This window comes from Micromonospora humida (assembly GCF_016901255.1).
Classification (GTDB): Bacteria; Actinomycetota; Actinomycetes; order Mycobacteriales; family Micromonosporaceae; genus Micromonospora; species Micromonospora wenchangensis.
In genome coordinates this window covers 104,516-125,936 of record NZ_JAFEUC010000020.1, presented here as the reverse complement: position 1 = coordinate 125,936, position 21,421 = coordinate 104,516, and the positions used below count along the sequence as shown (strand labels likewise).

The window sequence follows — 21,421 nt, the reverse complement described above, 5'->3', positions numbered from 1 at the left end:
CCACAGATGCTCAATCACCTGCCGATGACCCGCTGTCAACACATGCGCCCGCGCCATCCCCACTCCTTCGACCGATCCATACCGTGATCAACGATCACTTGCACAGACCGGTCGAACCCGCCCCGTCGGGGATGACGCAAACTTCTTGATCACCGGGGCAAGGGCGTGGTGATCAAGAAGTTTGCGCCGAAAATTTGGGCGGGGATGACTCGAACCTCTTGATCACCGGAGCTGGGGCGGAGCGGGAGCAGGGGGCAGGGTGAGGCGGGTGTTCGGGCCTGGTATCGCGTTGTTGACGGTAGTGCGTATTGCACACTAGTGTGTGATGCGTGGACACCACACAACTGCTCAAGGGTGTGCTCGACCTGGCCGTGCTCGCCGTGCTGCGGGATTCCGACGGCTACGGCTACGACATCCTGCGCCGGCTGCGCGAGGCCGGGCTGGAGGAGGTCGGCGACGCCTCGGTCTACGGCACCCTGCGCCGGCTCTTCGCCGCCGGCCTGCTCACCACCTACGTCGTGCCGAGCGAGGCCGGCCCGCACCGCAAGTACTACGCGCTCAACGCCGCCGGCCGTGACCAGCTCACCCGCTCCGGCAAGACCTGGCGCGCGTTCGCCACGACGATGGACCAGCTGCTCGACGATCGGGGGATGGCGGCATGACCGTCACTGGGCAGGAGATAACGGACTACGTCGAGCGGGTGCGGGCGGCACTGGCCGACCTGCCACCGCAGGTCCGCGAGGAGCTGACGGAGGACCTACCCGAACACCTGGCCGAGGTCGCCGCGGAGGCCGACGGTTCGCTGGTCGACCGGCTCGGCACCCCCGAGACGTACGCGGCGGAGCTGCGCGCCGCCGCCGGGGCGGGTGACCCGGCGGCCGGCCGGCGGGTGCTGGAACGGCGGATCGCCGCCGTGCTGGGGCGGGCCCGGGCCCGGATCGACCGGCTCGACAGCCGGTTCGGCCCCGTGTTCGGCCACGCCACGGCGGGGGAGTTCCTGCGGCTGTTGCGCCCGGCGTGGTGGGTGGCCCGCGCCTACCTGGCCGCGATGCTGCTCACCGGGATCAGCACCGACGGCCCGCTCGGCCTGCTGCCCCGGCTCGACGGCAACGAGTTCGTCGGCCTGCTGATGTTCGCCGGCCTGCTCTACGGCTCCGTCTGGTTGGGTCGGCGCACCCCCGAGTTGCGGTCCTGGCGGCGTTGGGCGTTGCACGCCAGTTCGGCGGTGCTGGCGATGTTCGCGATCGGCGCGGTGGCGAACGTGGACGACCACGCCCGTTCCGGTTACGAGTACGGCTACGAGTCGACCTCGGTGGACAACCCGTACAACGAGGTGCAGGACGTCTACGTCTACGACAGCGAGGGGCGGTTGGTGGAGAACGCCCGGCTCTTCGACCAGAACGGCACCCCGATCCGGCTGGGCTGGCCGGCCTGCGACGATCCCGCCCTGCCCGACGTCAACCCGGTGCAGCGCGGCTACCCGTACTGCCCGCAGCAGGCGCCGTTCCGGCCGCGTCCGCCGGCCGTCGCCCCGCTCCCGCCCGGGTCCGGCGTGGACCCCGGCGGGTCTCCCTCGCCGTCGCCGACCGCACCGGGTACCCCTCTGCCGACGGCCACCGCACCGGGCACCCCGGTGCCCACCGGATCCGTGCCGGTCGCGTCGCCCTCGGTGTCCGGGCCGGCGGGGGCACCCCTGCCCACCGCCACCGGTTGACCTGTCGTTCCTGGGAAATAGCTGAACGGACGATGGGGGCGGGGCAGCACGCGCTGATCTTCGTCGCTACGTTGTCGTCTGCTCATTCACCCCTCGGAAGGAAACTCAGTGTCAGAGCAGGTCGCATCGTCCCCCGCGCCGCAGGCAGAGCAGGTGGGCCAGCCCGAACCGGTGACCCCGGCCACCGCCGCGCAGCCGGAGGAGCCGAAGGGTGGCGGCGCGAAGAAGGCGCTCGGCATCATCGGCGCGATCGTCGCCTTCCTGGTGATCGCGGCGCTGAAGTTCGGCGTCGCCAGCGCCATCGGCAACTTCCTCAACCCCGACGAGACGGCCGAGGCGAAGGCCGGCGACTGCATCGCCGAGCTGCCGGAGGTGACCGGCACGCAGGAGAAGTCGGTCAGCGACGCCAAGGTGGTGAAGTGCACCTCGACCGAGGCCGTCTACAACGTGGTCGGCCGGGTCGAGGAGCAGACCGAGGCGCAGGCCAAGACCGGCAAGGCGTGCGAGCAGTACATCAAGGAGGGTGAGGACGGCTACGTCTTCTACAACATCGCCCCGGGCGGCAAGGGCTACCTGCTCTGCCTGACCAAGAAGGCGTGACCGGCAGGGCCTGAACGGGCCGGCCGGCAGGGCCTGACCGGGCCGGTACGACGATCGCCGACGGCGGCGCGGGAATCCCGCGCCGCCGTCGGCGTGTTGCACGCCACCGTTCGGTGAACGGGAGGTATATGCCACTGTTCCGGCATCTTCCCGGCACGCGTACGGCGTGGCAGGCTACCGACACGTAGGAACGCCCTGCGACCAGCCAACGATGACTGACCGACAGGAGGACGGGCCGATGGGCGAGATGGTGCGTTACCGCCGCGACGCGGGGACCGGCGAGGGGTATCTCGCGATACCGTCCAGCGGCACGGCCAGCCCGGCGGTCATCGTCATCCAGGACTGGTGGGGCCTCGTCCCGCACATCCGTTCGGTGGTGGACCGGTTCGCCGACGCCGGCTTCGTCGCGCTGGCCCCCGACTTCCGGCACGGCCAGCCCGCCAGCAAGCCGAGCGAGCCCCGGCAGATGCTCAACAGCGTCCAGATGGACGAGGCGGCGGCCGACATCGCCGTGGCGGCGGAATACCTCGCCGGCCGGGCCGAGGTGACCGGCAAGGTGGGCTGCGCCGGCTTCTGCGCCGGGGCCAGCCTGGCGTTGTGGGCGGCCACCCGGGCCGAGCGGATCGTCGCCACCGCCGCCTTCTACCCCCGGCTGCCGTGGGACGGGATGCCCGCCGAGTGGACCGACTACGCGGGCAAGGCGGCTGTCGTGCACTGCTCCGAGGCCGACGGCCTGTCCGCCGCCGACGGCGTACAGACCGTGCGCCGGGCCGTGGAGAACGCCGGCGGCACCTGCCAGACGTACGACTACCCGGGCACCGCGCACGCGTTCTTCAACGAGGACCGGCCGGAGAACTTCGACCAGCGGGCCGCCGCCACCGCCTGGGCCCGTACCCTCGAACTCTTCCGGGCCAAGCTTGGCTGAGTCCCGTACCCCCGCCGAGGTGGTCGCCCGCGCCGCGCGGGCGACCGACCTGGCCGACCTCGACGCGGCGGTCAGCGACTGTTTCGCCTGCCCGCGCCTGGTCGACTGGCGGGAGGAGGTCGCCCGGATTAAGCGGGCCGCGTTCCGCGACCAGGACTACTGGGGCCGCCCGGTGCCCGGCTTCGGCGCCCCGGACAACCGCACCGGGCGCGGCGGCGCGGGCCCGCCGGCCACCCCGGCCGGCCCGGTGTCCGAACCCCGGATCGGGATCCTCGGCCTGGCCCCGGCCGCGCACGGCGGCAACCGGACCGGCCGGGTCTTCACCGGCGACCGCTCCGGCGACGTGCTCTTCGCCGCCCTGCACCGGGCCGGGCTGGCCAACCAGCCGACAAGCGTCGCCGCCGACGACGGCCTCGCCCTCACCGGCGTCCGGATCTTCGCCGCCGTGCGTTGCGCCCCGCCGGACAACAAGCCCACGCCGGCCGAGCGGGACACCTGCGCCCCGTGGGTGCACCGGGAGGTGGCGCTGATCCGACCGACCCTGCGGGTGGTCGTCGCGCTCGGCGCGTTTGCCTGGGCGGCGTGGTGGCCGGTGCTACGCCAGGTGTACGGCGTCCGGCCGCCCAGCCCGCGACCGGTCTTCGGCCATGGGGCACACTGGTCCGGGTCGGCCGCTCCCGATCTGCTCGGTTGCTACCACGTCAGCCAGCAGAACACCTTCACCGGGCGGTTGACCACACAGATGCTTGACGATGTGTTCGCCCGGGCGAAACAGCTCGCGGGGGTGGACTGAGCAGCGTGGGACGGTGGCGATGGACCTCGGCGTACTGCGCAGGTGGTGGCCCGTCGCCCTGGTGACGCTGCTGCTGCTGGCCGCTGCGCTCGCCGCCGGGCACTCGTCGATCGGGGCCAGCCGCATCCCTCCGGCCGCCGACAACATCCCTTACGTGCCGGAATACCCCTCGGCCGAGCCGGCCCGGTCGATCCCGGTGGAGCCGCGTACCGAGGCCGCGCAGACCCGGCCGAGCGTCCCGCAGTGGATCGCCACGGCGGCGATCGGGCTGCTCGCCACGGCGATCCTGGCCGCCCTGGGCTACCTGGCCTTCACCCTGCTGCGCGGCGCGCTGCGGCGGACCACCCGGGCGGTGCCGGTGGCGCGGGCCCGACGTACCGCCGAGGGCACCGCGCGGGAGGTGGTGGCCGCGCTCGACGCCGGCCTGGAGGAGTTGGACGACGCCGACACCGACCCGCGTACCGCCGTCATCGCCTGCTGGGTGCGGCTGGAGGAGGCCGCCACCGAGGCCGGCGTGCCGAGGCTCACCGGGGACACCCCGACCGACCTGGTCACCCGGCTGCTGCGCGGCGACCCGGCGGCCGGCGTGCCCGCCATCGCCAGCGCCGACGTGCTGGACGGCTTCGCCCACGTCTACCGCGAGGCCCGCTACGCCACCCGGGCCGTCGACGCCCGGATGCGGGACCAGGCCCGGGGGGCGCTGCGCCGGCTGCGCGGTGAACTCACCGCCCTGGCCGACCCGCAGGTGCCGGCGTGACCGCCCGCCACGGCGCACCCGGTGAGGTGGCGTGGTGAGCGAGTCGACCGGCCTCGACGACCTGTTCTCCTTCGAGGAGGAGCCGCCGGCCCGTACGGGCCGGGCCCGGGGCGGACGCGCCCGGCAGGCGTTCCGGCTGCTGCTGACCGCCGCCGGGGTGACCGCCGTGGTCGTGGTCGGGCTGCGCGCGGTCGGCCTGCAACTGTCGCTCGGGATCGTGGTGGCCGGGGTACTGGCGGTGCTCGCCGTCCGCCGGGTCACCGCCGCGCTGGCCCCACCGCCCCCGCCCCGGGGCGGTGCCCGCGCCCCCGCCGGTGAGGAGCCGGGCACCTACAACTGGGCGGCCCGGGACGCGCTGCGGGCCGCCATCAACGGCTGGGAACGCCCGCTGGACTGGTCCTCGGACAACGCCGAACGGTTCACCGAACGTATCCTGCCCCGCCTCGGCGAGCTGGCCGACGAGCGGCTGCGCCAACGCCACGGCCTGACCCGGGAGTCCGACCCGCCCCGGGCCCGGGCCCTGCTCGGGGAGCCGCTGTGGAGTTTCCTCGACACCCCCTCCCGCCGTCCCCCGTCGCCGCGCGACCTCGCGGCGATCGTCGCCGAACTGGAGAAGATCTGATGAACGACGTGGACCGCAGCATTCCCGCCACGGAGGTCGGCCACCTGGCCCGGGCGGTGCTGGACGCGGTCGGCACGGTCGTGGTCGGCAAGCGGGAGGCCCTGGAACTGGTGCTCGCCGGCATCCTGGCCGGCGGGCACGTGCTGCTGGAGGACCTGCCGGGGTTGGGCAAGACGCTGACCGCGCGCTCCTTCGCCCAGGCCCTCGGGCTGGACTTCCGCCGGCTCCAGTTCACCCCGGACCTGCTGCCCGCCGACGTCACCGGCTCGTTCCTCTACGACCAGCGCAGCGGCGACTTCTCCTTCCGGGCCGGCCCGCTCTTCACCAACCTGCTGCTCGCCGACGAGATCAACCGGACCCCGCCGAAGACCCAGTCGGCGCTGCTGGAGGCGATGCAGGAGAAGCAGGTCTCCGTCGAGGGCGTCACCTACCGGCTCGACGAGCCGTTCCACGTCCTGGCCACCGCCAACCCCATCGAGTACGAGGGGACGTACCCGCTGCCCGAGGCGCAGCTCGACCGGTTCCTGCTGCGGGTGTCGTTCGGCTACCCGCAGCGCGACGAGGAGTGGGAGGTGCTGCGCCGCCGGATGGACCGCCGCCGCGAGGAGGCGCAGATCGAGCCGGTGGTCGACGCCGGCACCCTGCGGGCCATGCAGGCCGCGCTGGAGGACGTCGTGGTGGAGGACTCCGTCGGCAAGTACATCGTGGACCTCACCGCGGCCACCCGGGAACACCCGTCGGTGCTGGTCGGGGCCTCCCCCCGGGGTTCGCTGGCGCTGCTGCTGCTGGCCCGGGTCCGGGCCGTCTTCGCCGGCCGCGACTACGTGGTGCCGGAGGACGTCAAGGAGGTGGCGGCCCCCGCGTTGGCGCACCGGATCACGCTGCGCCCGGAGATGTGGCTGCGGCGGGTCGACCCGTCGTTCGTGGTCGGTGAGGTGCTGGAGCAGACCCCGGCGCCGGCCAGCGGCGCGCTGCCCAGCTACGCGGCCGGCCGGGCCGGGCGCTGATCGTCGTGCCTGACCGTCAGGAGCCGGCGGCGGGTTGGTCGCCCACCTGGGCGCTCGGCCGGGCGGTGCTGCTCACCGGGCTGCTGCTGATCGCCGCGGTGCTGCTCGGCCGGGTCGACCTGGTCGTGCTGGCCACCCCGTTCGCGCTCGGCACCGCGTACGCGCTGCGCCGCCGGCCCACCGCCGCCCCGCAGTTGGAGATCACCGCCGGGGACGCCCAGCTGGTCGAGGGCGGCGATCTGGCCGGCGCGGTGGTGGTGGGCAACCCGGACACGGTGCCGTACGACGTGGTGGTGGTCCGGACCCGGGTCTCGCCGTGGCTGTCGGTACGCCGGGCCGACTTCGGCGGGATCGGGTTGGACGTCAGCCGCGCCGGTGGGGCCGACCGCCCGTTCGTCACCGCGCTGTCCAGCGGCACCGCCGTCGACCTGGAGCTGACCGGCACCGCGCTGCGCTGGGGGCGGCACCCGATCGGGCCGGCTGGTGCCCGCGCCGCCGCCGCCGACGGGCTGCTGGTCTCCCGCGCGGTGCTCACCGAGCCGGTGCGGATGCGGGTGTACCCGAAGACCGAACCGTTCGAGGCGGTGGAGGCGATGCCCCGGGCCGCCGGGCTGGTCGGCGCGCACCACTCGCGGCGGCCGGGGGAGGGCGGCGAACTGGCCGGGGTACGCGTCTTCGGGCCGGGAGACCGGCTGCGCCGCATCGACTGGCGGGTGTCGCTGCGCACCCGGCAACTGCACGTGGCGTCGACCCTGTCCGACCGGGACGCCGAGGTGGTCGTGCTGCTCGACGTGCTGGCCGAGGCGGGGCGTTCCGGCGGGGTGGCCGGGGCGGCATCCGTGTTGGACACCACCGTCCGGGCCGCCGCCGCGATCGCCGAGCACTACCTGCACCGGGGTGACCGGGTGGCCCTGCTGGAGTACGGCCCGGCGGCCCGTCGGCTGCGCCCCGCCACCGGCCGCCGGCAGTACCTGACCGTCCTGGAGTGGCTGCTCGACGTGCACGCCGAGTCCTCCCCGCACGAGCCGTACGACCAGGTCTTCGGCCCGCAGGTGCTCTCCGCCGACGCGCTGGTGGTGGTGCTGACCCCGCTGCTCGACGAGCGGTCCGCGCAGATGTTGGCCCGGCTGGCCCGGGGCGGCCGGTTCGTGGTGGCGGTGGACACCCTGCCGACCGATCTCGCCCCGCCCGGTGAGCGGGGCTGGGCGCCGGTGGCGTACCGGCTGTGGCGGCTGGACCGGGACACGATGATCACGCAACTGCGGGAGCACGGCGTGCCGGTGGTGGGCTGGGCGGGCGCGGGCAGCCTGGACCAGGTGCTGCGGGACGTCGCCCGGCTGGCGACCGCACCCCGGGTGGGTGGCCGGTGAGCCCGGTGGACGCGGCCCGGGAGCGGGTCCGGGCGGCGCGCACGGCGGTACGCCGGGTGGCCCTGCTGCCGTTGCTGGTGCGCGGGCTCGCCTTCCTGGTGGTGCTGGCCGGGCTGCTGCTGGCGTACCCGGTGGAGCTGTTCCAGGCCCGGTCGCTGCTCGCGCTGACGGTGGTGGCGGTGCTGCCGGCGGTGGCCCCGCGCCGGATCTGGCCGACCTTCGCCGCGCTGGTCACGGTCGGCGGTTGGGTGTTCGCCTCGGCCGGGTACGACCGGCCGATCACGTTGTGGCGGTTGTTGGCGGTCGCGACCCTGCTCTACCTCGGACACACGCTCTGCGCCCTGCTGGCCGTGCTGCCCTACGACGGGGCGATCGACCCGGACGTCGTGCTGCGCTGGCTCATCCGGGCCGGCGCGGTGGTGCTGGCTTCGGCGGTGATCGGGGTGCTGCTGACCCGCTCGGGGCAACTCGGCCCGGATGACGGTTTCCAGGCCGCCACGGTGGTGGGACTGCTGGTGGCGGTGGGTCTGACCGGGTTGCTGGGCTGGCTGCTGCGCCGCAGATAGCACGACGTTGCGCAGCTCACAGGTGTTGTGCTCCGTCACAGATGGGGGTCTCGAGGGGTATTACCGCAGCCGCCCGGGGAAAGATGGATACGTGAATCCGAAGCGGATCCTTGTCGTGGGTGCCGGGCACGTGGGCCTGTACGCCGCTCTGCGCCTGTCCAAGAAGCTGAGCTCCCGTGAGGCCGAGGTCGTCGTGGTCGACCCGCAGCCGCACATGACGTACCAGCCGTTCCTGCCCGAGGCAGCGGCCGGCAACATCTCGCCCCGGCACTCCGTGGTGCCGCTGCGGCGGGAGTTGCGCAAGTGCAAGGTCGTCGCGGGCGCGGTGACCCGGATCGACCACAGCCGCAAGACCGCCGTGGTGCAGCCGATCTCCGGCCCGACCCGGGAGATCCCCTACGACCACGTGGTCGTCGCTCCCGGCTCGGTGTCCCGCACCCTGCCGATCCCCGGGCTGCACGAGCACGGGATCGGCTTCAAGACCATCGGCGAGGCCATCTACCTGCGCAACCACGTGCTGGACCGGCTCGACGTGGCCGCCGCCACGCCGGACCCCGAGGTCCGTCGCTCCGCGCTGACCTTCACCTTCGTCGGCGGCGGCTACGCCGGCATCGAGGCGTTGGCCGAGATGGAGGACATGGCCCGCGACGCGCTGCGCTACTACCCCGAGCTGGAACCGGACGACATGCGCTGGGTGCTGGTCGAGGCGACCCAGCGGGTGCTGCCCGAGGTCGACCGGGACATGGGCGCGTACACGGTGCAGCAGTTGCTCAAGCGGAACATGGACATCCGGCTGGACACCCGGCTGGAGTCCTGCGTCGACGGTGTGGTGAAGCTCTCCGACGGCGACAGCTTCCGCTCCGACACCATCGTCTGGACGGCCGGGGTGAAGCCGTCGCCGATGCTGGACCGCACCGACTTCCCCCGCGACGAGCGGCGGCGGGTCACCTGCCTGCCCACCCTCCAGGTGGTCGACGGCGACCGGGTGGTCGAGGGGGCGTGGAGCGCCGGCGACTGCGCGGCCGTCCCGGACCTCACCAAGGAACCGGGCAACTACTGCTCGCCGAGCGCCCAGCACGCGGTGCGGCAGGCGGCCCGGATGGCCGACAACATCGCGCTGGTGGTGCGGGGCCGGCCGCCTGTCGACTACAAGCACAAGCACGCCGGCAGCGTGGCCAGCCTCGGTCTGCACAAGGGCGTCGCCCAGGTGTACGGCATCAAGATGACGGGCTGGCCGGCCTGGTTCATGCACCGGACGTACCACATGAGCCGGATCCCGTCGTTCAACCGCAAGGTCCGGGTCGTGGTGGACTGGTCGCTGGCCTTCTTCCTCAAGCGTGAGGTGGTCGCGCTCGGCCAGCTGCACGACCCGCGCGAGGAGTTCGCCGAGGCGTCGCAGCCGATCCCGATCACCAGCAGGGCGGCCTGACCGCCGCACCGACCCGCCGGTCGCCCCCGCCCGCTCCCGGGTGGGGGCGACCGGCGTTCACCGTCCGGCACGGGTCGACGGGGTACGCCGGGGCGACGCGGAACGGCTACCGTGAGACTGCACCGTCGCGCATCGACGTGACGCGCCCCCGCCCGGGTGGTGGAACGGCAGACACGGCCGCCTTAAAAGCGGCTGCCGCAAGGCGTGCGGGTTCGAGACCCGCCCCGGGCACCACACTCTCAGCTTTCCCACAGCCTCCCGACCGGCGGCGGTCGTGCCCCGCCGTTTACCCTGGAAGAGCACGTTTGCGTGCGACTGACCCCCTGAGGGAGGCCTGAGACAGTGAAGACCTCGAACCCGGTGCTCGCCCGGCTCGGCCAGGCGGCCGAGCGGGAGCGTTCCGCCGGGTACGCCCAGCCCGGGCCGTACGGTTACGGACAGCCCGGCATTCCGCAGCAGTACCCGGGCCAGCCGGGCTCCCCGGTCGCCCCCACGGTGTCCGGCACGATGACCGTAGACGACGTCGTCGTCAAGACCGTCGCGCTCCTGGCCATCCTCGGCGTCTCCGCCGCCGCCGCCTGGATCGTGGTGCCGGATTCGGTGCTCGGCGTCGCCTGGATCGGCGCCGCGATGGTCGGCCTGGTCCTCGGCCTGATCATCTCGTTCTCCCGGGTCGCCAACCCGGCCCTGGTCGTCGCGTACGCGATCGTCGAGGGCGCGTTCGTCGGCCTGGTCAGCAAGGTCTACGAGACGGCCTACCAGGGCATCGTGCTCCAGGCCGTGGTCGCCACCTTCGGCGTCTTCTTCGTGATGACCATGCTCTACAAGGCGCGCGTCATCCGGGCCACCCCCAAGTTCGTCAAGGGCATGATCGCCGTGATGGCCGGCCTGTTCGCCGTCATGCTGATCAACCTGGTGCTCGCGCTGTTCGGCGTGAACACCGGCCTGCGCGACGGCAGCCCGCTGGCCATCGGGTTCAGCCTGGTCTGCATCGTGGTCGCCTCGCTGAGCTTCGTGCTCAGCTTCAAGGAGGTCGAGGACGGCGTCCGGATGGGGCTGCCGGCCCGTTACTCCTGGACCGCCGCGTTCGGCATCGTGGTCAGCCTGGTCTGGCTCTACCTGGAGATGCTGCGCCTGATCAGCTACTTCCAGGGCGACGACTGACGGTTTCCGCACCCGACGCCCGCCACCGCGACCCTGCGGTGGCGGGCGTCGTCGTCTCTGACGGGCGGCCGGTGGTGCGTAGACTCGCCGACGATGAGCGCAGCGGAGCTGGACCGGGCGGTGACGTCGCTGGTCCGTCAGGTGGGCCACTGGCAGCAGCCGCGGTGGGCGGCGGTCGCCGCGGGCGGCAACGTGTCCCGGGCCGACCTGGTGCACAAGCTGGTGCAGGAGGTCGCCGACCTGGCGGCCGACGCGGAGGGCGGGCCACGGCGGGACGTACCCCGGCTGGCGCATCCGATGGCGCTGCCCGACCAGCTCCGGGTGGTCGCGGCGGACCTGGTCGCGGCCGGTCCGCCGGAGGCGGTGTTGGCCCGGGCCGCCGCCCTGGTGACGGCGACCCGCGGCGCGCTGTAGGGCTCAGCTGAGCCGTTCGAGCACCATCGCCATGCCCTGACCGCCACCGACGCACATGGTCTCCAGGCCGATCGTCGCGTCGTGCCACTGCAGGGCGTTGAGCAGGGTGCCGGTGATCCGGGCACCGGTCATCCCGAACGGGTGGCCGACGGCGATCGCCCCGCCCATCACGTTGACCTTGTCCTGCGGGATGCCGAGCTGCCGGTACGACGGGATCACCTGGGCGGCGAACGCCTCGTTGATCTCGACCAGGTCGACGTCGTCGACGGTCATCCCGGCCCGGCGCAGCGCCTGCCGGGACGCCTCGACCGGACCGAGGCCCATGATCTCCGGCGACAGGGCGGTGACGCCGGTGGAGACGATCCGGGCCAGCGGGGTCAACCCCAGCTCGTCGGCCCGCTGGGCGCTCATCACCACCACGGCGGCGGCCCCGTCGTTGAGCGGGCAGCAGTTGCCGGCGGTGATCCGGCCGTCCGGGCGGAAGACCGGCTTCAGCCCGGCCACCGCCTCGGGGGTGACCCCGGCACGCGGCCCGTCGTCGGTGTCGACCACGCTGCCGTCCGGGGTGGTGACCGGGGTGATCTCGCGGGCCCAGAAGCCGTCGGCGATGGCCTTCTCGGCGAGGTTCTGGCTGCGGACGCCGAACGCGTCCATCTCCTCCCGGGTGACGTCGTACACCTGGGCCAGGTTCTCCGCCGTCTGCCCCATGGCGAGGTAGATGTCGGGGAGCTGCCCGGCCTCGCGCGGGTCGGTCCACACCTCGGCGTCGCCCTGCGCGCGGGCCGCCGACCGCTGCCGCGCCTCGGCGAAGCGCGGGTTCTCCCAACCGCCGCCGACCAGGGCCTGCGCCTCGGGTGGCAGGGTGTCGGAGTTGCCCCGGGCGTACCGGGACACCATCTCGACCCCGGCGGAGACGAAGACGTCGCCCTCCCCGGCCCGGATCGCGTGCATCGCCATCCGGGTGGTCTGCAACGACGACGCGCAGTAACGGGTCAGCGTGGCCCCGGGCAGCCCGTCCAGGCCCATCAGGGTGGCGACCACCCGGGCCATGTTGAAGCCCTGCTCGCCGCCGGGCAGCCCGCACCCGAGGTAGAGGTCGTCGATGGTGGTCGGGTCGAGCCCGGGAACCTTGTCCAGCGCGGCCTTCACGATGGTGGCGGCGAGGTCGTCCGGGCGGACCTCGCGCAGCGAACCCTTGAACGCGCGGCCGATGGGGGACCGGGCGGTGGCGACGATGACGGCGTCGCGGGACGACTCAATCGGCATGAACCAACGTTAACTTGACGGTAACTTGGCGCGGAAGGACGCCGACCAGCGGGAAATGTCACCCGTGCCGGCCGGCCGGACCCGCCCGCCGGCCGCGACACGTCGCAGCCGACGGGACGGGATCGAGACCGGTCAGTGCCGGGAGGCGACGTTCGCGGCGGCGACGACCGCCGGCAACAGGGCGTGCGCCCAGACCCGGTACCCGTCGGCGGACGGGTGGAAGCCGTCGTGGCAGAGCGTCCCGGCGTCGGCCCGGAACACCGGGCCGGTCTCCGTACCCAGGTCGACGACCGTGCCGCCGGCCTCCAGCACGGCGGCGGTCTGCGCCCGCGCGACCCGCCGGCCCGACCAGCCGATCACCTGCCGCAGCGGCGGGGCCACCGCGCGCACCGCGCCCAGGTCCGGGCAGGTGCCGACGACGACCTCGACCCGGGCCTCCCGCAGCCGGCGCACCGCCGAGGCGAGGTACGCCGCCGCCTCCGCCGGCCGGCTCATCGCCGTGGCGTCGTTCGCCCCGATCAGCACCACCGCGACGTCCGGCCGGTCGCCCAGCAGCGCCCGGGCCACCTGGGTGGACAGGTCGGTGGAGCGGGACCCGGAGACCCCCACGCTGGACAGGTGCACCCGACGGCCGGTCGGCCCCTCGGTCAGCAGGTGGGCGAGCTGACCGCCGACCGTCTCGTCGAAGCGGGCCACCCCGACGCCGAGCGCCGAGGAGTCACCGAGCAGCACCAGCCGCAGCAGCGGGGCACCGACCCGGCCGACCGTGGCCCGCAGCGCCAGCCCCAGCTCCGGCTGGGCGTAGTCGCGGTTACGGGCCGCCACCGCCTGACCGGCGAGCACCGCCGCACCACCGATCGTCCCGGCGACCAGGGAGACCGCCGCGGCCTTGCCGAGGCGTACGGCCAGCTCGCCGCCGAGCGAGCGGCCGGTCACGGTGTCACCGCCCGGGTGCCCACGGCGGCGGTGACCGGCCCGGCGGGGCACCCGCGGCACCCGGTGGTTCGCTCGCTGTGCTCGCTCATGCCAGTCCCTCCAGTTGGGGTGAGTCGGCGGCGGTGCCGGGTTGCGGCACCGGGCCGACGCCGAAGAAGGCCCGCCGCCGTAGCTGCGCCCAGCGGCCGGCCGGGCCGTGGTCCCGGCCCCGGACCTGCGTGCCGCTGACCTCCGTGCCGGCGTTGCGGGCCGCCTCGTGGGCCGCCTGGGGCAGCGACCGTACGCCCTCGCCCGGGGCCAGCGTCGGCCGGCGCTCCCCGCTACCGAGTGCCGACAGCACGGTCGGCAGGAGCGCGGCGGCGGCCATCGCGTAACCCTCGGCGGAGGGGTGGAACCGGTCCCAGGCGAACATCCGGGTCGGCTCGGCGGCGAACCGGGGGCCGAGCAGGTCACCGAGGGAGACCGTCCACCCGCCCGCCTCGACCACCGCGACCGTCTGGGCGGTGGCGAGCTGCCGGCTCCACCGGCGGGCCAGCCAGCGCAACGGGGGCTGGATCGGCCGGATCGCCCCCAGGTCGGGGCAGGTCCCGACGACCACCTCGCAACCGGCGGCGCGCAGCGTGCGGACCGCGTCGACCAGGTGGCGGACCGCGACGGAGTAGGGCGTGCGGTTGGTGATGTCGTTGCCGCCGACCAGGATCACCGCGACGTCCGGCGTGCACTCCAGGGCCGCCTCGACCTGTGGGCGCAGCCCGGCGGAGAGCGCGCCGACCACGGCGAAGCGGTGCACCCGTACGGCCCGGTGCAGCCGTCGGGACAGCCCGGTGGCCAGCAGCGAGCCCAGGGTCTCGCGTCGCCGCGCCACCCCGTAGCTGGCGGCGGAGGAGTCGCCGAGGATCACCATGGTCAGCGGTGGGCCGGGGATCTTGGCAGCGTAGACGCCGTCGCAGCGCGGGGGCGGGGCCTGCGCCATCGGGATGGTGCGCCGGGCCTGCCGGGCCTGCCCGAGCAGCACGCCGCCGGTCGCGGCGACGGCCGCCGCGGTGGCACCCGTACCGATCGCCGCCAGCCGGGCCACCTGCCGGGCGCGGTGCCAGCGCGGACCGGGCGGAACGACGGAACCTGCCACCCCCATACAGCGACATTATCGCGCCGCAGCGTCACCCCGCCTCCGTCGGGACGGCCGGTTTTCGGGGCTGGGCGGCGACGGTTCTGGGTACCTGATCCAGGGGCGGGGCCCACCCATGGTCGCCCGCCGCAGGTGGCGACGACTTGCGCGGGCCAGTCACGCTGGTCGGTGGAGAGGGGCTGGATGAGATGGGTAGGACATTGAAGCGCACCGCGGCCTTCACGGCGCTGGCCCGGTCGCTGGCGGCCGGCGCCCGGGGCGGTCCGTCGCTGGGCGCCCGGCTGGCGGCGCTGCCCCGGATGATCCGGGCCACCGCCCGGGGCGAGTACGACGGCGGCCTGCGGCTGGCGATGATGACGGCGGCGACGGTCTACGTCGTGTCGCCCGTCGACCTGGTGCCGGAGCTGTTCCTGACCGTGCTCGGTCTGGTGGACGACGCGGTCATGGTCACCTGGCTGGCCGGCAGCGTGCTGTCGGAGACCGAGCGCTTCCTGGAGTGGGAGGCCCGTCGGGCCTCCGTCATCCCCGGTCATGTGACCCTCTGAGGGCACGTACGCTGAGCGACGAAAGACCGTCTGCCAGGCCGCCGTCCCCGGCGCCGCAACGAAGGGCACAACGAGGTGCAGTACTACGACAACGTCGTCGACCTGATCGGTAACACCCCGCTGGTGCGGCTGCGCAACGTCACCGCGGGCATCCGGGCGACCGTGCTGGCCAAGGTGGAGTACCTCAACCCGGGTGGCTCGGTGAAGGACCGGATCGCCCTGCGGATGGTGGAGGACGCCGAGGCCGCCGGGATCCTCCGGCCCGGGGGCACGATCGTCGAGCCGACCAGCGGCAACACCGGGGTCGGGCTGGCGCTGGTCGCCCAGCTCAAGGGCTACCACTGCGTCTTCGTCTGCCCCGACAAGGTCAGCCAGGACAAGCAGGACGTGCTGCGGGCGTACGGGGCCGAGGTGGTGGTCTGCCCGACCGCCGTCGCCCCGGAGGACCCGCGTTCCTACTACAACGTCTCCGACCGGCTGGCCCGGGAGATCCCCGGCGCGTGGAAGCCCGACCAGTACAGCAACCCGGCCAACCCGCGCTCGCACTACGAGACGACCGGGCCGGAGCTGTGGAAGCAGACCGGGGGCGGGCTCACCCACTTCGTGGCCGGGGTCGGCACCGGCGGCACCATCTCCGGCATCGGGCGCTACCTCAAGGAGGCGTCCGAGGGGCGGGTGAAGGTGATCGGGGCGGACCCGGAGGGGTCGGTCTACTCCGGCGGCACCGGCCGGCCCTACCTCGTCGAGGGGGTCGGTGAGGACTTCTGGCCGGAGACGTACGACCGGGGGATCGCCGACGAGATCGTCGAGGTCTCCGACAAGGCGTCCTTCGAGATGACCCGGCGGCTGGCCCGCGAGGAGGGCCTGCTGGTCGGCGGCTCCTGCGGGATGGCGGTGGTGGCGGCGCTGGAGGTGGCCCGCGCCGCCGGCCCGGACGACGTGGTCGTGGTGCTGCTGCCGGACAGCGGCAAGGGTTACCTGTCCAAGATCTTCAACGACCGGTGGATGGCCCGGTACGGCTTCCTGGACCACTCCGGCACCGAGCCGACGGTCGCCGACGCGCTGGCCAGCAAGCCGGGCGGCCTGCCCGAGCTGGTGCACGTGCACCCGACCGAGACCGTCCGCGACGCCATCGACTACATGCGCGAGTACGGCGTCTCCCAGCTTCCGGTGCTCAAGGCCGAGCCGCCGGTGGTGACCGGCGAGGTGGCCGGTTCGATCGCCGAGCGGGATCTGCTGGACGCCCTGTTCACCGGCCAGGCGCACCTGCACGACACCATCGAGCGGCACATGGCCGACCCGCTGCCGATGATCGGAGGCGGTCAGCCGGTGAGCGAGGCGGTGAGCATGCTGGAGAAGTCCGACGCGGCGCTGGTGCTGGTCGACGGCAAGCCCAAGGGCGTGCTGACCCGGCAGGACCTGCTCGCCCACCTCGGCGCGCACTGACCCGACGCACCTGCGGGGCCCCTTCCGGTGGGAGGGGCCCCGCAGGTGCGTCCGGGGTGACCATTCACAGTCGTGGCACAGGAGCGGCACAGAGGGCGTCCGTGCAGCCTGCCTACCGTCGGGACCAGCCGAGAGGCACCGACCCACGGGAGGAACGACATGCGCCACGACCTCGACCACCACGAGGGGCAGCGGGTCAGCCGCCGCCGTTTGATCGCCGGAGTCGGCTCGATCGGGTTGGCCGGTCTGCTCGCCGCCTGCGGCCGGGACGGCGGCAACGTCACCACGTCGACCGGCCAGACCGTGTCCCCGCAGGCGACCGCCGGCACGTCGGCGGACCTGGCCGCGCTGTTCGGCGCGGCGAACACCTGCACGTTGACCGCGAGCACCACCCAGGGCCCGTACTACTTCGACGCCGACAAGATCCGCAGTGACATCCGGGAGGACCGGGCGGGCACCCGGCTGCGGGTGGCGATCCGGGTGCAGGACAGCGAGCAGTGCGGGCCGCTGGCCAACGCGGTCGTGGAGATCTGGCACTGTGACGCCGAGGGCCTGTACTCGGGCGCCGAGGCCCAGTCGTCCGGCGCGTCCGGTGGAGGCGCGCCGTCCGGCGGCACCCCGCCCAGCGGCGCGCCCGGCGGCAACCCGCCCGGGGGTGGGGCGGCCCCGGACGGCGGTGCCGAAGGGTCGGCGGGGGACCTGACGCCGACCGACGACAAGCGCTACCTGCGCGGTGCCCAGGTCACCAACGCCGACGGGATCGTCGAGTTCACCACCGTCTGGCCGGGCTGGTACCGGGGCCGCACCACGCACATCCACGCGATGGTGCACGTGGGCGACGACCGGGTGCTCACCACCCAGATGATGTTCGACGAGGCCCTCAACAGCCGGGTGTACGCCGCCGCGCCGTACGCCGCGCACACCGGGCGGGACACCTTCAACGACAACGACAACATCTTTGCCGAGACCATGCTGATGAAGGTGGTCGAGGACGGCGACGGGTATCTCTCAGTGATCAACTTCTCGGTCGACGCGGACCAGGACGGCACCTGACCCGCCCGCGTCAACAGCCGGGTAGCTGCCGGGCGTAGCGCAGCTGTGGGGTGCGGGTGGGGCCGATCCGTTCCTCCCGCCGATCGCCGGTGGCCTGCCAGCCGCCGCGTTCGTAGAAGTGCCGGGCCGGGGCGTTGCTCTCCAGCACCCACAGCACCGCCCGCCGCCAGCCCCGGGCCCGCATGGTGTCCAGCGCGTCCACCATCAGTGCCCGGCCGGTGCCCCGGCCCCGTTCGGCCGGGTCGAGGTGGATGGCGTTGAGCAGCCCGGTCGCCGGGTCGCCCTCGTCGTCCGGGCCGAGATAGCTGAACCCGACCAGCCGGCCGTCCCGCTCGGCCACGGTCATCAGGTGCTCGTCGCGTTCCCACGTCCACCGCTCGACCCAGTAGGCGCCCATCGCCTCGGGCGTCGGTTCGGCCAGCGCCTCCGGCGGCAGGAACGACGAGTACGCCGCGATCCGGGACCGCTGGTGCAGGGCGCCCACCGACATCAGGTCGTCGGCGACGGCGGGACGGAGCGTGACGGTCACCCGGCCGAGGCTACCCGCCGGGGCGGGACCGGCACGGTGGTCAGGTCCTCGGCGATCACCAGTTCCCCGGCGAAGTGCTCACGGGCCTCGTCGTGGAAGCGACGCGGGTCGGCGTACCGCTGGGAGAAGTGGGTGAGCACCAGGGTGCGTACCCCCGACTCGGTGGCGACCCGGGCGGCCTGGCCGGCGGTCAGGTGGCCGACCTCGGCGGCGAGCGCGGCCTCCGATTCCAGGAACGTCGACTCGATGACCAGCAGGTCGGCGTGCTCGGCGAGGGCGTACACCCCGTCGCAGAGGCCGGTGTCCATCACGAAGGCGAACCGCTGCCCCGGCCGGACCACGCTCACCTCGTCCCGGGTGACGCGGCGTCCGTCGACGTCCAGGTGCCCGACGCGCAGCAGCTCGCCGACCGCCGGCCCACCGATGCCGTACGCGGACAGCCGCTCCGGCAGCATCCGGCAGCCGTCCGGCTCGACCAGCCGGTACCCGTACGTCTCGATCGGATGCCGCAGCCGGCGGGCCTCCAGCGTGCCGACGCCCAGGGTGATCAGCTGTCCGTCGGCGGTGATCGGCTCGACGGCCAGCTCGGCGGTCTCGTGGAAGCTGCTGGCGTGCCGCAGCCGGGCGAAGTATTCCGCGCCGCCGGCGGGGAAGTGCACCGCCACCGGGTGCGGCACCCGGTCCAGGGAGAGGCGCTGGATGGTGCCGGGCAGGCCGAGGCAGTGGTCGCCGTGGAAGTGGGTGACGCAGATCCGGGTGAGGTCGGTGGCGGTGATCCCGGTGTGCAGGAGTTGCCGCTGGCTGCCCTCGCCGGGGTCGAAGAGGATCACCTCGTCGTCCCAGCGCAGCACGTAGCCGTTGTGGTTGCGCAGCCGGGTGGGGGTCTGGCTGGCCGTGCCGAGCACGGTCAGCTCCCGCATGGACACGGCCGGACCTCCCCCGGAGACGAAGCGACCCCCGGGGCTTCCGTGCTCGCGCACGGGCCGACTGGACTGGGTCGGCACCCCGGGGGTCGGGTGGCTGTCGTGGATTCGCCGCACCGCTGCCACACGGTCTCGACGATCATGCTTGGTCGTTCACTGTCGAGGACAGCGGCTAGCGGACAGCCACCTCACGAGTCCGATTGCTATACAAGTCTGGACCACCTCCTTTCCCGTGTACCGCCACGCTACCCACTGCACCCGGGGTGCCGGTAGTGATTTTTCGCGCGATCCTGCGGCCGGGGGGCCGCCGGCCGCCGCCCGGAGGATCGGGTCGACTTTTGCTCAACGAAGCGAAAGTTCGTGCTCATCTGGCCTATCTTTCGCCTGAAGTGAGCATTACTGTCTGCTCCACAGCGGCCACCTCCCGCCGCTGTCCGCCCGAGTCGTCCCCTCGGTCGCTCCCCCGTGAGGTGAACCGTGCCCGTTTCGTCCACCACCCGCAGGATCCCCCGACGATCCAGGACCACCCGACGATCCCTGACCCTCGGCCTGGTCGGCGCGCTGGCCGTCGCCGCCGGCCCGGTCCCCGAGGCGGGTGCCGCCACGCCGGCCACCACCCGGCCGTCCACCGCCACCGGCGCGACCGTGGCGAACCCGGTGGTCGCCGGGCCGATCGCCCGGACCACCCCGGTCGGCGACCCCGGCCACGGCTACCCCTTCCTCGCCACCGACGTCAACCTGGCCGCCGCCGGCTACGTCGAGGAGGAGTTCTTCCTCTTCGGCACCGCCACCCGGTACGCCGTGCAGGGCACCCAGAACGCGACGACCATCGCCACCGACCAGCCGTACGGCACCCGGCTGGTGGTGAGGCGACCGGCCAACACCAAAAAGTTCAACGGCGTGGTGATCGCCGAGTGGAACAACGTCAGCAACCAGTGGGACCAGGAGGTCGACTGGTTCCAGTCGCACGAGCACCTGATCCGCTCGGGCTACGCCTGGGTCGGGGTCTCCGCCCAGCGGGCCGGGCTGCACTCGGCCACCGGGCTCAAGGCGTGGAGCCCCGCCCGGTACGGCCCGCTGGACGTCACCGTGGGCGGCACCGTCACCGACGACAGCCTCTCGTACGACATCTTCAGCCAGGCGGTGAAAGCGGTCCGCAACCCGACGGGCGTCGACCCGCTGGGCAAGCTGCCCGCCCCGCAGTACGTGATCGCCACCGGCCACTCGCAGTCGGCCGGCCGCCTGGCCAACTACTACAACGGCGTCCAGCAGTCGGCGAACGTGCTCGACGCGGTCGTCCTGCACGGCGGTGGCGGGGTGCTGCGCACCGACCTGGCCACACCGGTGTTCCGGATCAACTCCGAGGGGGACGTGGCCAGCGGCATCCTGCCCGCGGCGGCCCGCGCCCAGGCCGACTCGCCGGTCCTGCGGTCCTGGGAGGTCGCCGGCGCATCGCACGGCGACTGGAAGCTGATCACCGACTACGGGCCGCTGCGCAAGCGGGACATCGGCAGCTACCCGGGCGGCTACCCGGGTGAACCGCAGACCTGCACGCTGCCCTCGCTGTCGCGGATCCCGCAGCACATGGTGCAGAACGCCGTCTACGACCACACCGTCGCCTGGATCGCCCAGGGCGTGGCCCCGCCGAGCGCGCCGCCGATCCGGACGACCACGACGACCCCGCCGGCCGTCGCCCGTGACGACCTGGGGCTCGCCCTCGACGGCATCCGGCTCGCCCAGCACCACGTGCCGCTGCGGGTCAACAGCGGCAGCAACACCGGGCCCGGCTTCTGCTTCCTCGACGGCAGCTCGGTGCCGTTGACCGACGCGCAGCTCGCCGCCCGCTACCCGACCGTCGGGGCGTACGTGGATGCCAGCGTCGCGGCCACCCTCGCCGCCGCCGACGCCGGCTACCTGCCGGCGTCGTTCACCCGCGACCCCGCCTGGTACTCCGACCTGCGTGACCTCATCACCGAGTACGTCGCCGCCGGCCGGATCACCGACTACGTGGCGGCCCGGCTGGAGGACCGCCTCCAGCGGGCCGAGCAGGCCGGCACCGCAGGCAACGCGGCCCGCGCCGGTGAGCTGCTGGGGCAGTTGGCCGACCGGGCGCGGCAGCGGATCACCGGTGACCCGGCCGCGCGGGACGCGGTGCTACGGGTGACCGAGGCGCTGATCGCCCTGCTCGATGCGGCGGAACGCCGCAACCGGTGACCCGACCGTAAGGACCGAC

General features: G+C 73.4%; 22 protein-coding genes and 1 tRNA gene. 18 read left to right on the top strand and 5 right to left on the bottom strand.

Features of this window, described 5'->3' with window-relative positions:
- The first annotated feature begins 329 nt into the window (after positions 1-329).
- From JQX11_RS30120 to JQX11_RS30055, 14 genes are all read left to right on the top strand, one after another.
- Complete coding sequence (locus JQX11_RS30120; protein WP_088642881.1) at positions 330-662, top strand: PadR family transcriptional regulator; 333 nt, start codon at positions 330-332, stop codon at positions 660-662.
- Positions 659-1,714 carry an HAAS signaling domain-containing protein gene (locus JQX11_RS30115; RefSeq protein WP_204928300.1) on the top strand — a complete coding sequence of 352 codons (1,056 nt, stop codon included), beginning with the start codon at positions 659-661 and terminating at the stop codon, positions 1,712-1,714. The genes JQX11_RS30120 and JQX11_RS30115 overlap by 4 nt, the downstream gene beginning before the upstream one ends.
- 108 nt (positions 1,715-1,822) lie before the next feature.
- Entirely contained in the window at positions 1,823-2,314 is a 492-nt protein-coding gene (locus JQX11_RS30110; RefSeq protein WP_232378857.1) for an LppU/SCO3897 family protein, read from the top strand.
- 238 nt (positions 2,315-2,552) lie between these two features.
- Entirely contained in the window at positions 2,553-3,239 is a 687-nt protein-coding gene (locus tag JQX11_RS30105; RefSeq protein ID WP_204928311.1) for a dienelactone hydrolase family protein, read from the top strand.
- A gap of 19 nt (positions 3,240-3,258) precedes the next feature.
- Complete coding sequence (locus JQX11_RS30100; RefSeq protein ID WP_204928312.1) at positions 3,259-4,032, top strand: uracil-DNA glycosylase; 774 nt, start codon at positions 3,259-3,261, stop codon at positions 4,030-4,032.
- 19 nt (positions 4,033-4,051) lie between these two features.
- Positions 4,052-4,789, top strand: coding sequence for a DUF4129 domain-containing protein (locus JQX11_RS30095; protein WP_204928310.1), 738 nt, complete (start codon positions 4,052-4,054; stop codon positions 4,787-4,789).
- A 34-nt stretch (positions 4,790-4,823) separates the two neighbouring features.
- Positions 4,824-5,411 carry a hypothetical protein gene (locus JQX11_RS30090; RefSeq protein WP_204928299.1) on the top strand — a complete coding sequence of 196 codons (588 nt, stop codon included), beginning with the start codon at positions 4,824-4,826 and terminating at the stop codon, positions 5,409-5,411.
- Positions 5,411-6,418, top strand: coding sequence for an AAA family ATPase (locus JQX11_RS30085; RefSeq protein WP_204928298.1), 1,008 nt, complete (start codon positions 5,411-5,413; stop codon positions 6,416-6,418). The genes JQX11_RS30090 and JQX11_RS30085 overlap by 1 nt, the downstream gene beginning before the upstream one ends.
- Positions 6,419-6,423: 5 nt before the next feature.
- Entirely contained in the window at positions 6,424-7,788 is a 1,365-nt protein-coding gene (locus JQX11_RS30080; protein ID WP_372444654.1) for a DUF58 domain-containing protein, read from the top strand.
- Between the two features lie 5 nt (positions 7,789-7,793).
- Complete coding sequence (locus JQX11_RS30075; protein ID WP_204928308.1) at positions 7,794-8,354, top strand: hypothetical protein; 561 nt, start codon at positions 7,794-7,796, stop codon at positions 8,352-8,354.
- Between the two features lie 91 nt (positions 8,355-8,445).
- Positions 8,446-9,783: an NAD(P)/FAD-dependent oxidoreductase gene (locus tag JQX11_RS30070; RefSeq protein WP_204928297.1), complete on the top strand. Its 1,338-nt coding sequence runs from the start codon at positions 8,446-8,448 to the stop codon at positions 9,781-9,783.
- A gap of 150 nt (positions 9,784-9,933) precedes the next feature.
- Positions 9,934-10,017, top strand: a tRNA-Leu gene (locus tag JQX11_RS30065).
- A 108-nt stretch (positions 10,018-10,125) separates the two neighbouring features.
- On the top strand, positions 10,126-10,947 hold the full coding sequence (locus JQX11_RS30060) for a Bax inhibitor-1/YccA family protein (RefSeq protein ID WP_088642890.1): 822 nt from the start codon (positions 10,126-10,128) through the stop codon (positions 10,945-10,947).
- A gap of 93 nt (positions 10,948-11,040) precedes the next feature.
- On the top strand, positions 11,041-11,361 hold the full coding sequence (locus JQX11_RS30055) for a hypothetical protein (protein WP_204928296.1): 321 nt from the start codon (positions 11,041-11,043) through the stop codon (positions 11,359-11,361).
- A 3-nt stretch (positions 11,362-11,364) separates the two neighbouring features.
- Here JQX11_RS30055 and JQX11_RS30050 read toward each other — a convergent pair whose 3' ends face one another.
- The 3 genes from JQX11_RS30050 to JQX11_RS30040 all read right to left on the bottom strand — a co-directional run bounded on the left by JQX11_RS30050 (position 11,365) and on the right by JQX11_RS30040 (position 14,698).
- Positions 11,365-12,627, bottom strand: a complete 1,263-nt coding sequence (locus tag JQX11_RS30050; RefSeq protein ID WP_204928295.1) for an acetyl-CoA C-acetyltransferase — start codon at positions 12,625-12,627, stop codon at positions 11,365-11,367.
- A gap of 132 nt (positions 12,628-12,759) precedes the next feature.
- A complete protein-coding gene (locus JQX11_RS30045) occupies positions 12,760-13,563 on the bottom strand; it encodes an SGNH/GDSL hydrolase family protein (RefSeq protein WP_204928294.1) in 804 nt (267 codons plus the stop codon).
- 85 nt (positions 13,564-13,648) lie between these two features.
- Complete coding sequence (locus tag JQX11_RS30040; RefSeq protein ID WP_204928293.1) at positions 13,649-14,698, bottom strand: SGNH/GDSL hydrolase family protein; 1,050 nt, start codon at positions 14,696-14,698, stop codon at positions 13,649-13,651.
- A gap of 182 nt (positions 14,699-14,880) precedes the next feature.
- On the opposite strand from JQX11_RS30040, the gene JQX11_RS30035 reads away from it, so the two are divergent.
- The 3 genes from JQX11_RS30035 (at position 14,881) to JQX11_RS30025 (ending at position 17,736) form a co-directional block, all read left to right on the top strand.
- On the top strand, positions 14,881-15,237 hold the full coding sequence (locus JQX11_RS30035) for a YkvA family protein (protein WP_204928292.1): 357 nt from the start codon (positions 14,881-14,883) through the stop codon (positions 15,235-15,237).
- A 75-nt stretch (positions 15,238-15,312) separates the two neighbouring features.
- Positions 15,313-16,683, top strand: a complete 1,371-nt coding sequence (locus tag JQX11_RS30030; protein ID WP_204928291.1) for a cystathionine beta-synthase — start codon at positions 15,313-15,315, stop codon at positions 16,681-16,683.
- Between the two features lie 159 nt (positions 16,684-16,842).
- Positions 16,843-17,736: an intradiol ring-cleavage dioxygenase gene (locus tag JQX11_RS30025; RefSeq protein ID WP_204928290.1), complete on the top strand. Its 894-nt coding sequence runs from the start codon at positions 16,843-16,845 to the stop codon at positions 17,734-17,736.
- A gap of 10 nt (positions 17,737-17,746) precedes the next feature.
- On the opposite strand, the gene JQX11_RS30020 is transcribed toward JQX11_RS30025, so the two are convergent.
- Both JQX11_RS30020 and JQX11_RS30015 read right to left on the bottom strand, forming a co-directional pair.
- Positions 17,747-18,265 carry a GNAT family N-acetyltransferase gene (locus JQX11_RS30020; RefSeq protein WP_204928289.1) on the bottom strand — a complete coding sequence of 173 codons (519 nt, stop codon included), beginning with the start codon at positions 18,263-18,265 and terminating at the stop codon, positions 17,747-17,749.
- Entirely contained in the window at positions 18,262-19,191 is a 930-nt protein-coding gene (locus tag JQX11_RS30015; protein ID WP_204928288.1) for a ribonuclease Z, read from the bottom strand. The genes JQX11_RS30020 and JQX11_RS30015 overlap by 4 nt, the downstream gene beginning before the upstream one ends.
- A 474-nt stretch (positions 19,192-19,665) precedes the next feature.
- On the opposite strand from JQX11_RS30015, the gene JQX11_RS30010 reads away from it, so the two are divergent.
- Positions 19,666-21,402 carry an alpha/beta hydrolase domain-containing protein gene (locus tag JQX11_RS30010; RefSeq protein WP_204928287.1) on the top strand — a complete coding sequence of 579 codons (1,737 nt, stop codon included), beginning with the start codon at positions 19,666-19,668 and terminating at the stop codon, positions 21,400-21,402.
- Positions 21,403-21,421 lie beyond the last annotated feature (19 nt).

Excerpts from the sequence above, each read along its gene's own strand:
- JQX11_RS30115 (WP_204928300.1), top strand. The coding sequence starts at position 659 with ATGACCGTCACTGGGCAGGAGATAACGGACTACGTCGAGCGGGTGCGG.
- JQX11_RS30105 (WP_204928311.1), top strand. The coding sequence starts at position 2,553 with ATGGGCGAGATGGTGCGTTACCGCCGCGACGCGGGGACCGGCGAGGGG.
- JQX11_RS30095 (WP_204928310.1), top strand. The coding sequence starts at position 4,052 with ATGGACCTCGGCGTACTGCGCAGGTGGTGGCCCGTCGCCCTGGTGACG.
- JQX11_RS30085 (WP_204928298.1), top strand. The coding sequence starts at position 5,411 with ATGAACGACGTGGACCGCAGCATTCCCGCCACGGAGGTCGGCCACCTG.
- JQX11_RS30055 (WP_204928296.1), top strand. The coding sequence starts at position 11,041 with ATGAGCGCAGCGGAGCTGGACCGGGCGGTGACGTCGCTGGTCCGTCAG.
- JQX11_RS30050 (WP_204928295.1), bottom strand. The coding sequence starts at position 12,627 with ATGCCGATTGAGTCGTCCCGCGACGCCGTCATCGTCGCCACCGCCCGG.
- JQX11_RS30040 (WP_204928293.1), bottom strand. The coding sequence starts at position 14,698 with ATGGGGGTGGCAGGTTCCGTCGTTCCGCCCGGTCCGCGCTGGCACCGC.
- JQX11_RS30035 (WP_204928292.1), top strand. The coding sequence starts at position 14,881 with ATGGGTAGGACATTGAAGCGCACCGCGGCCTTCACGGCGCTGGCCCGG.
- JQX11_RS30025 (WP_204928290.1), top strand. The coding sequence starts at position 16,843 with ATGCGCCACGACCTCGACCACCACGAGGGGCAGCGGGTCAGCCGCCGC.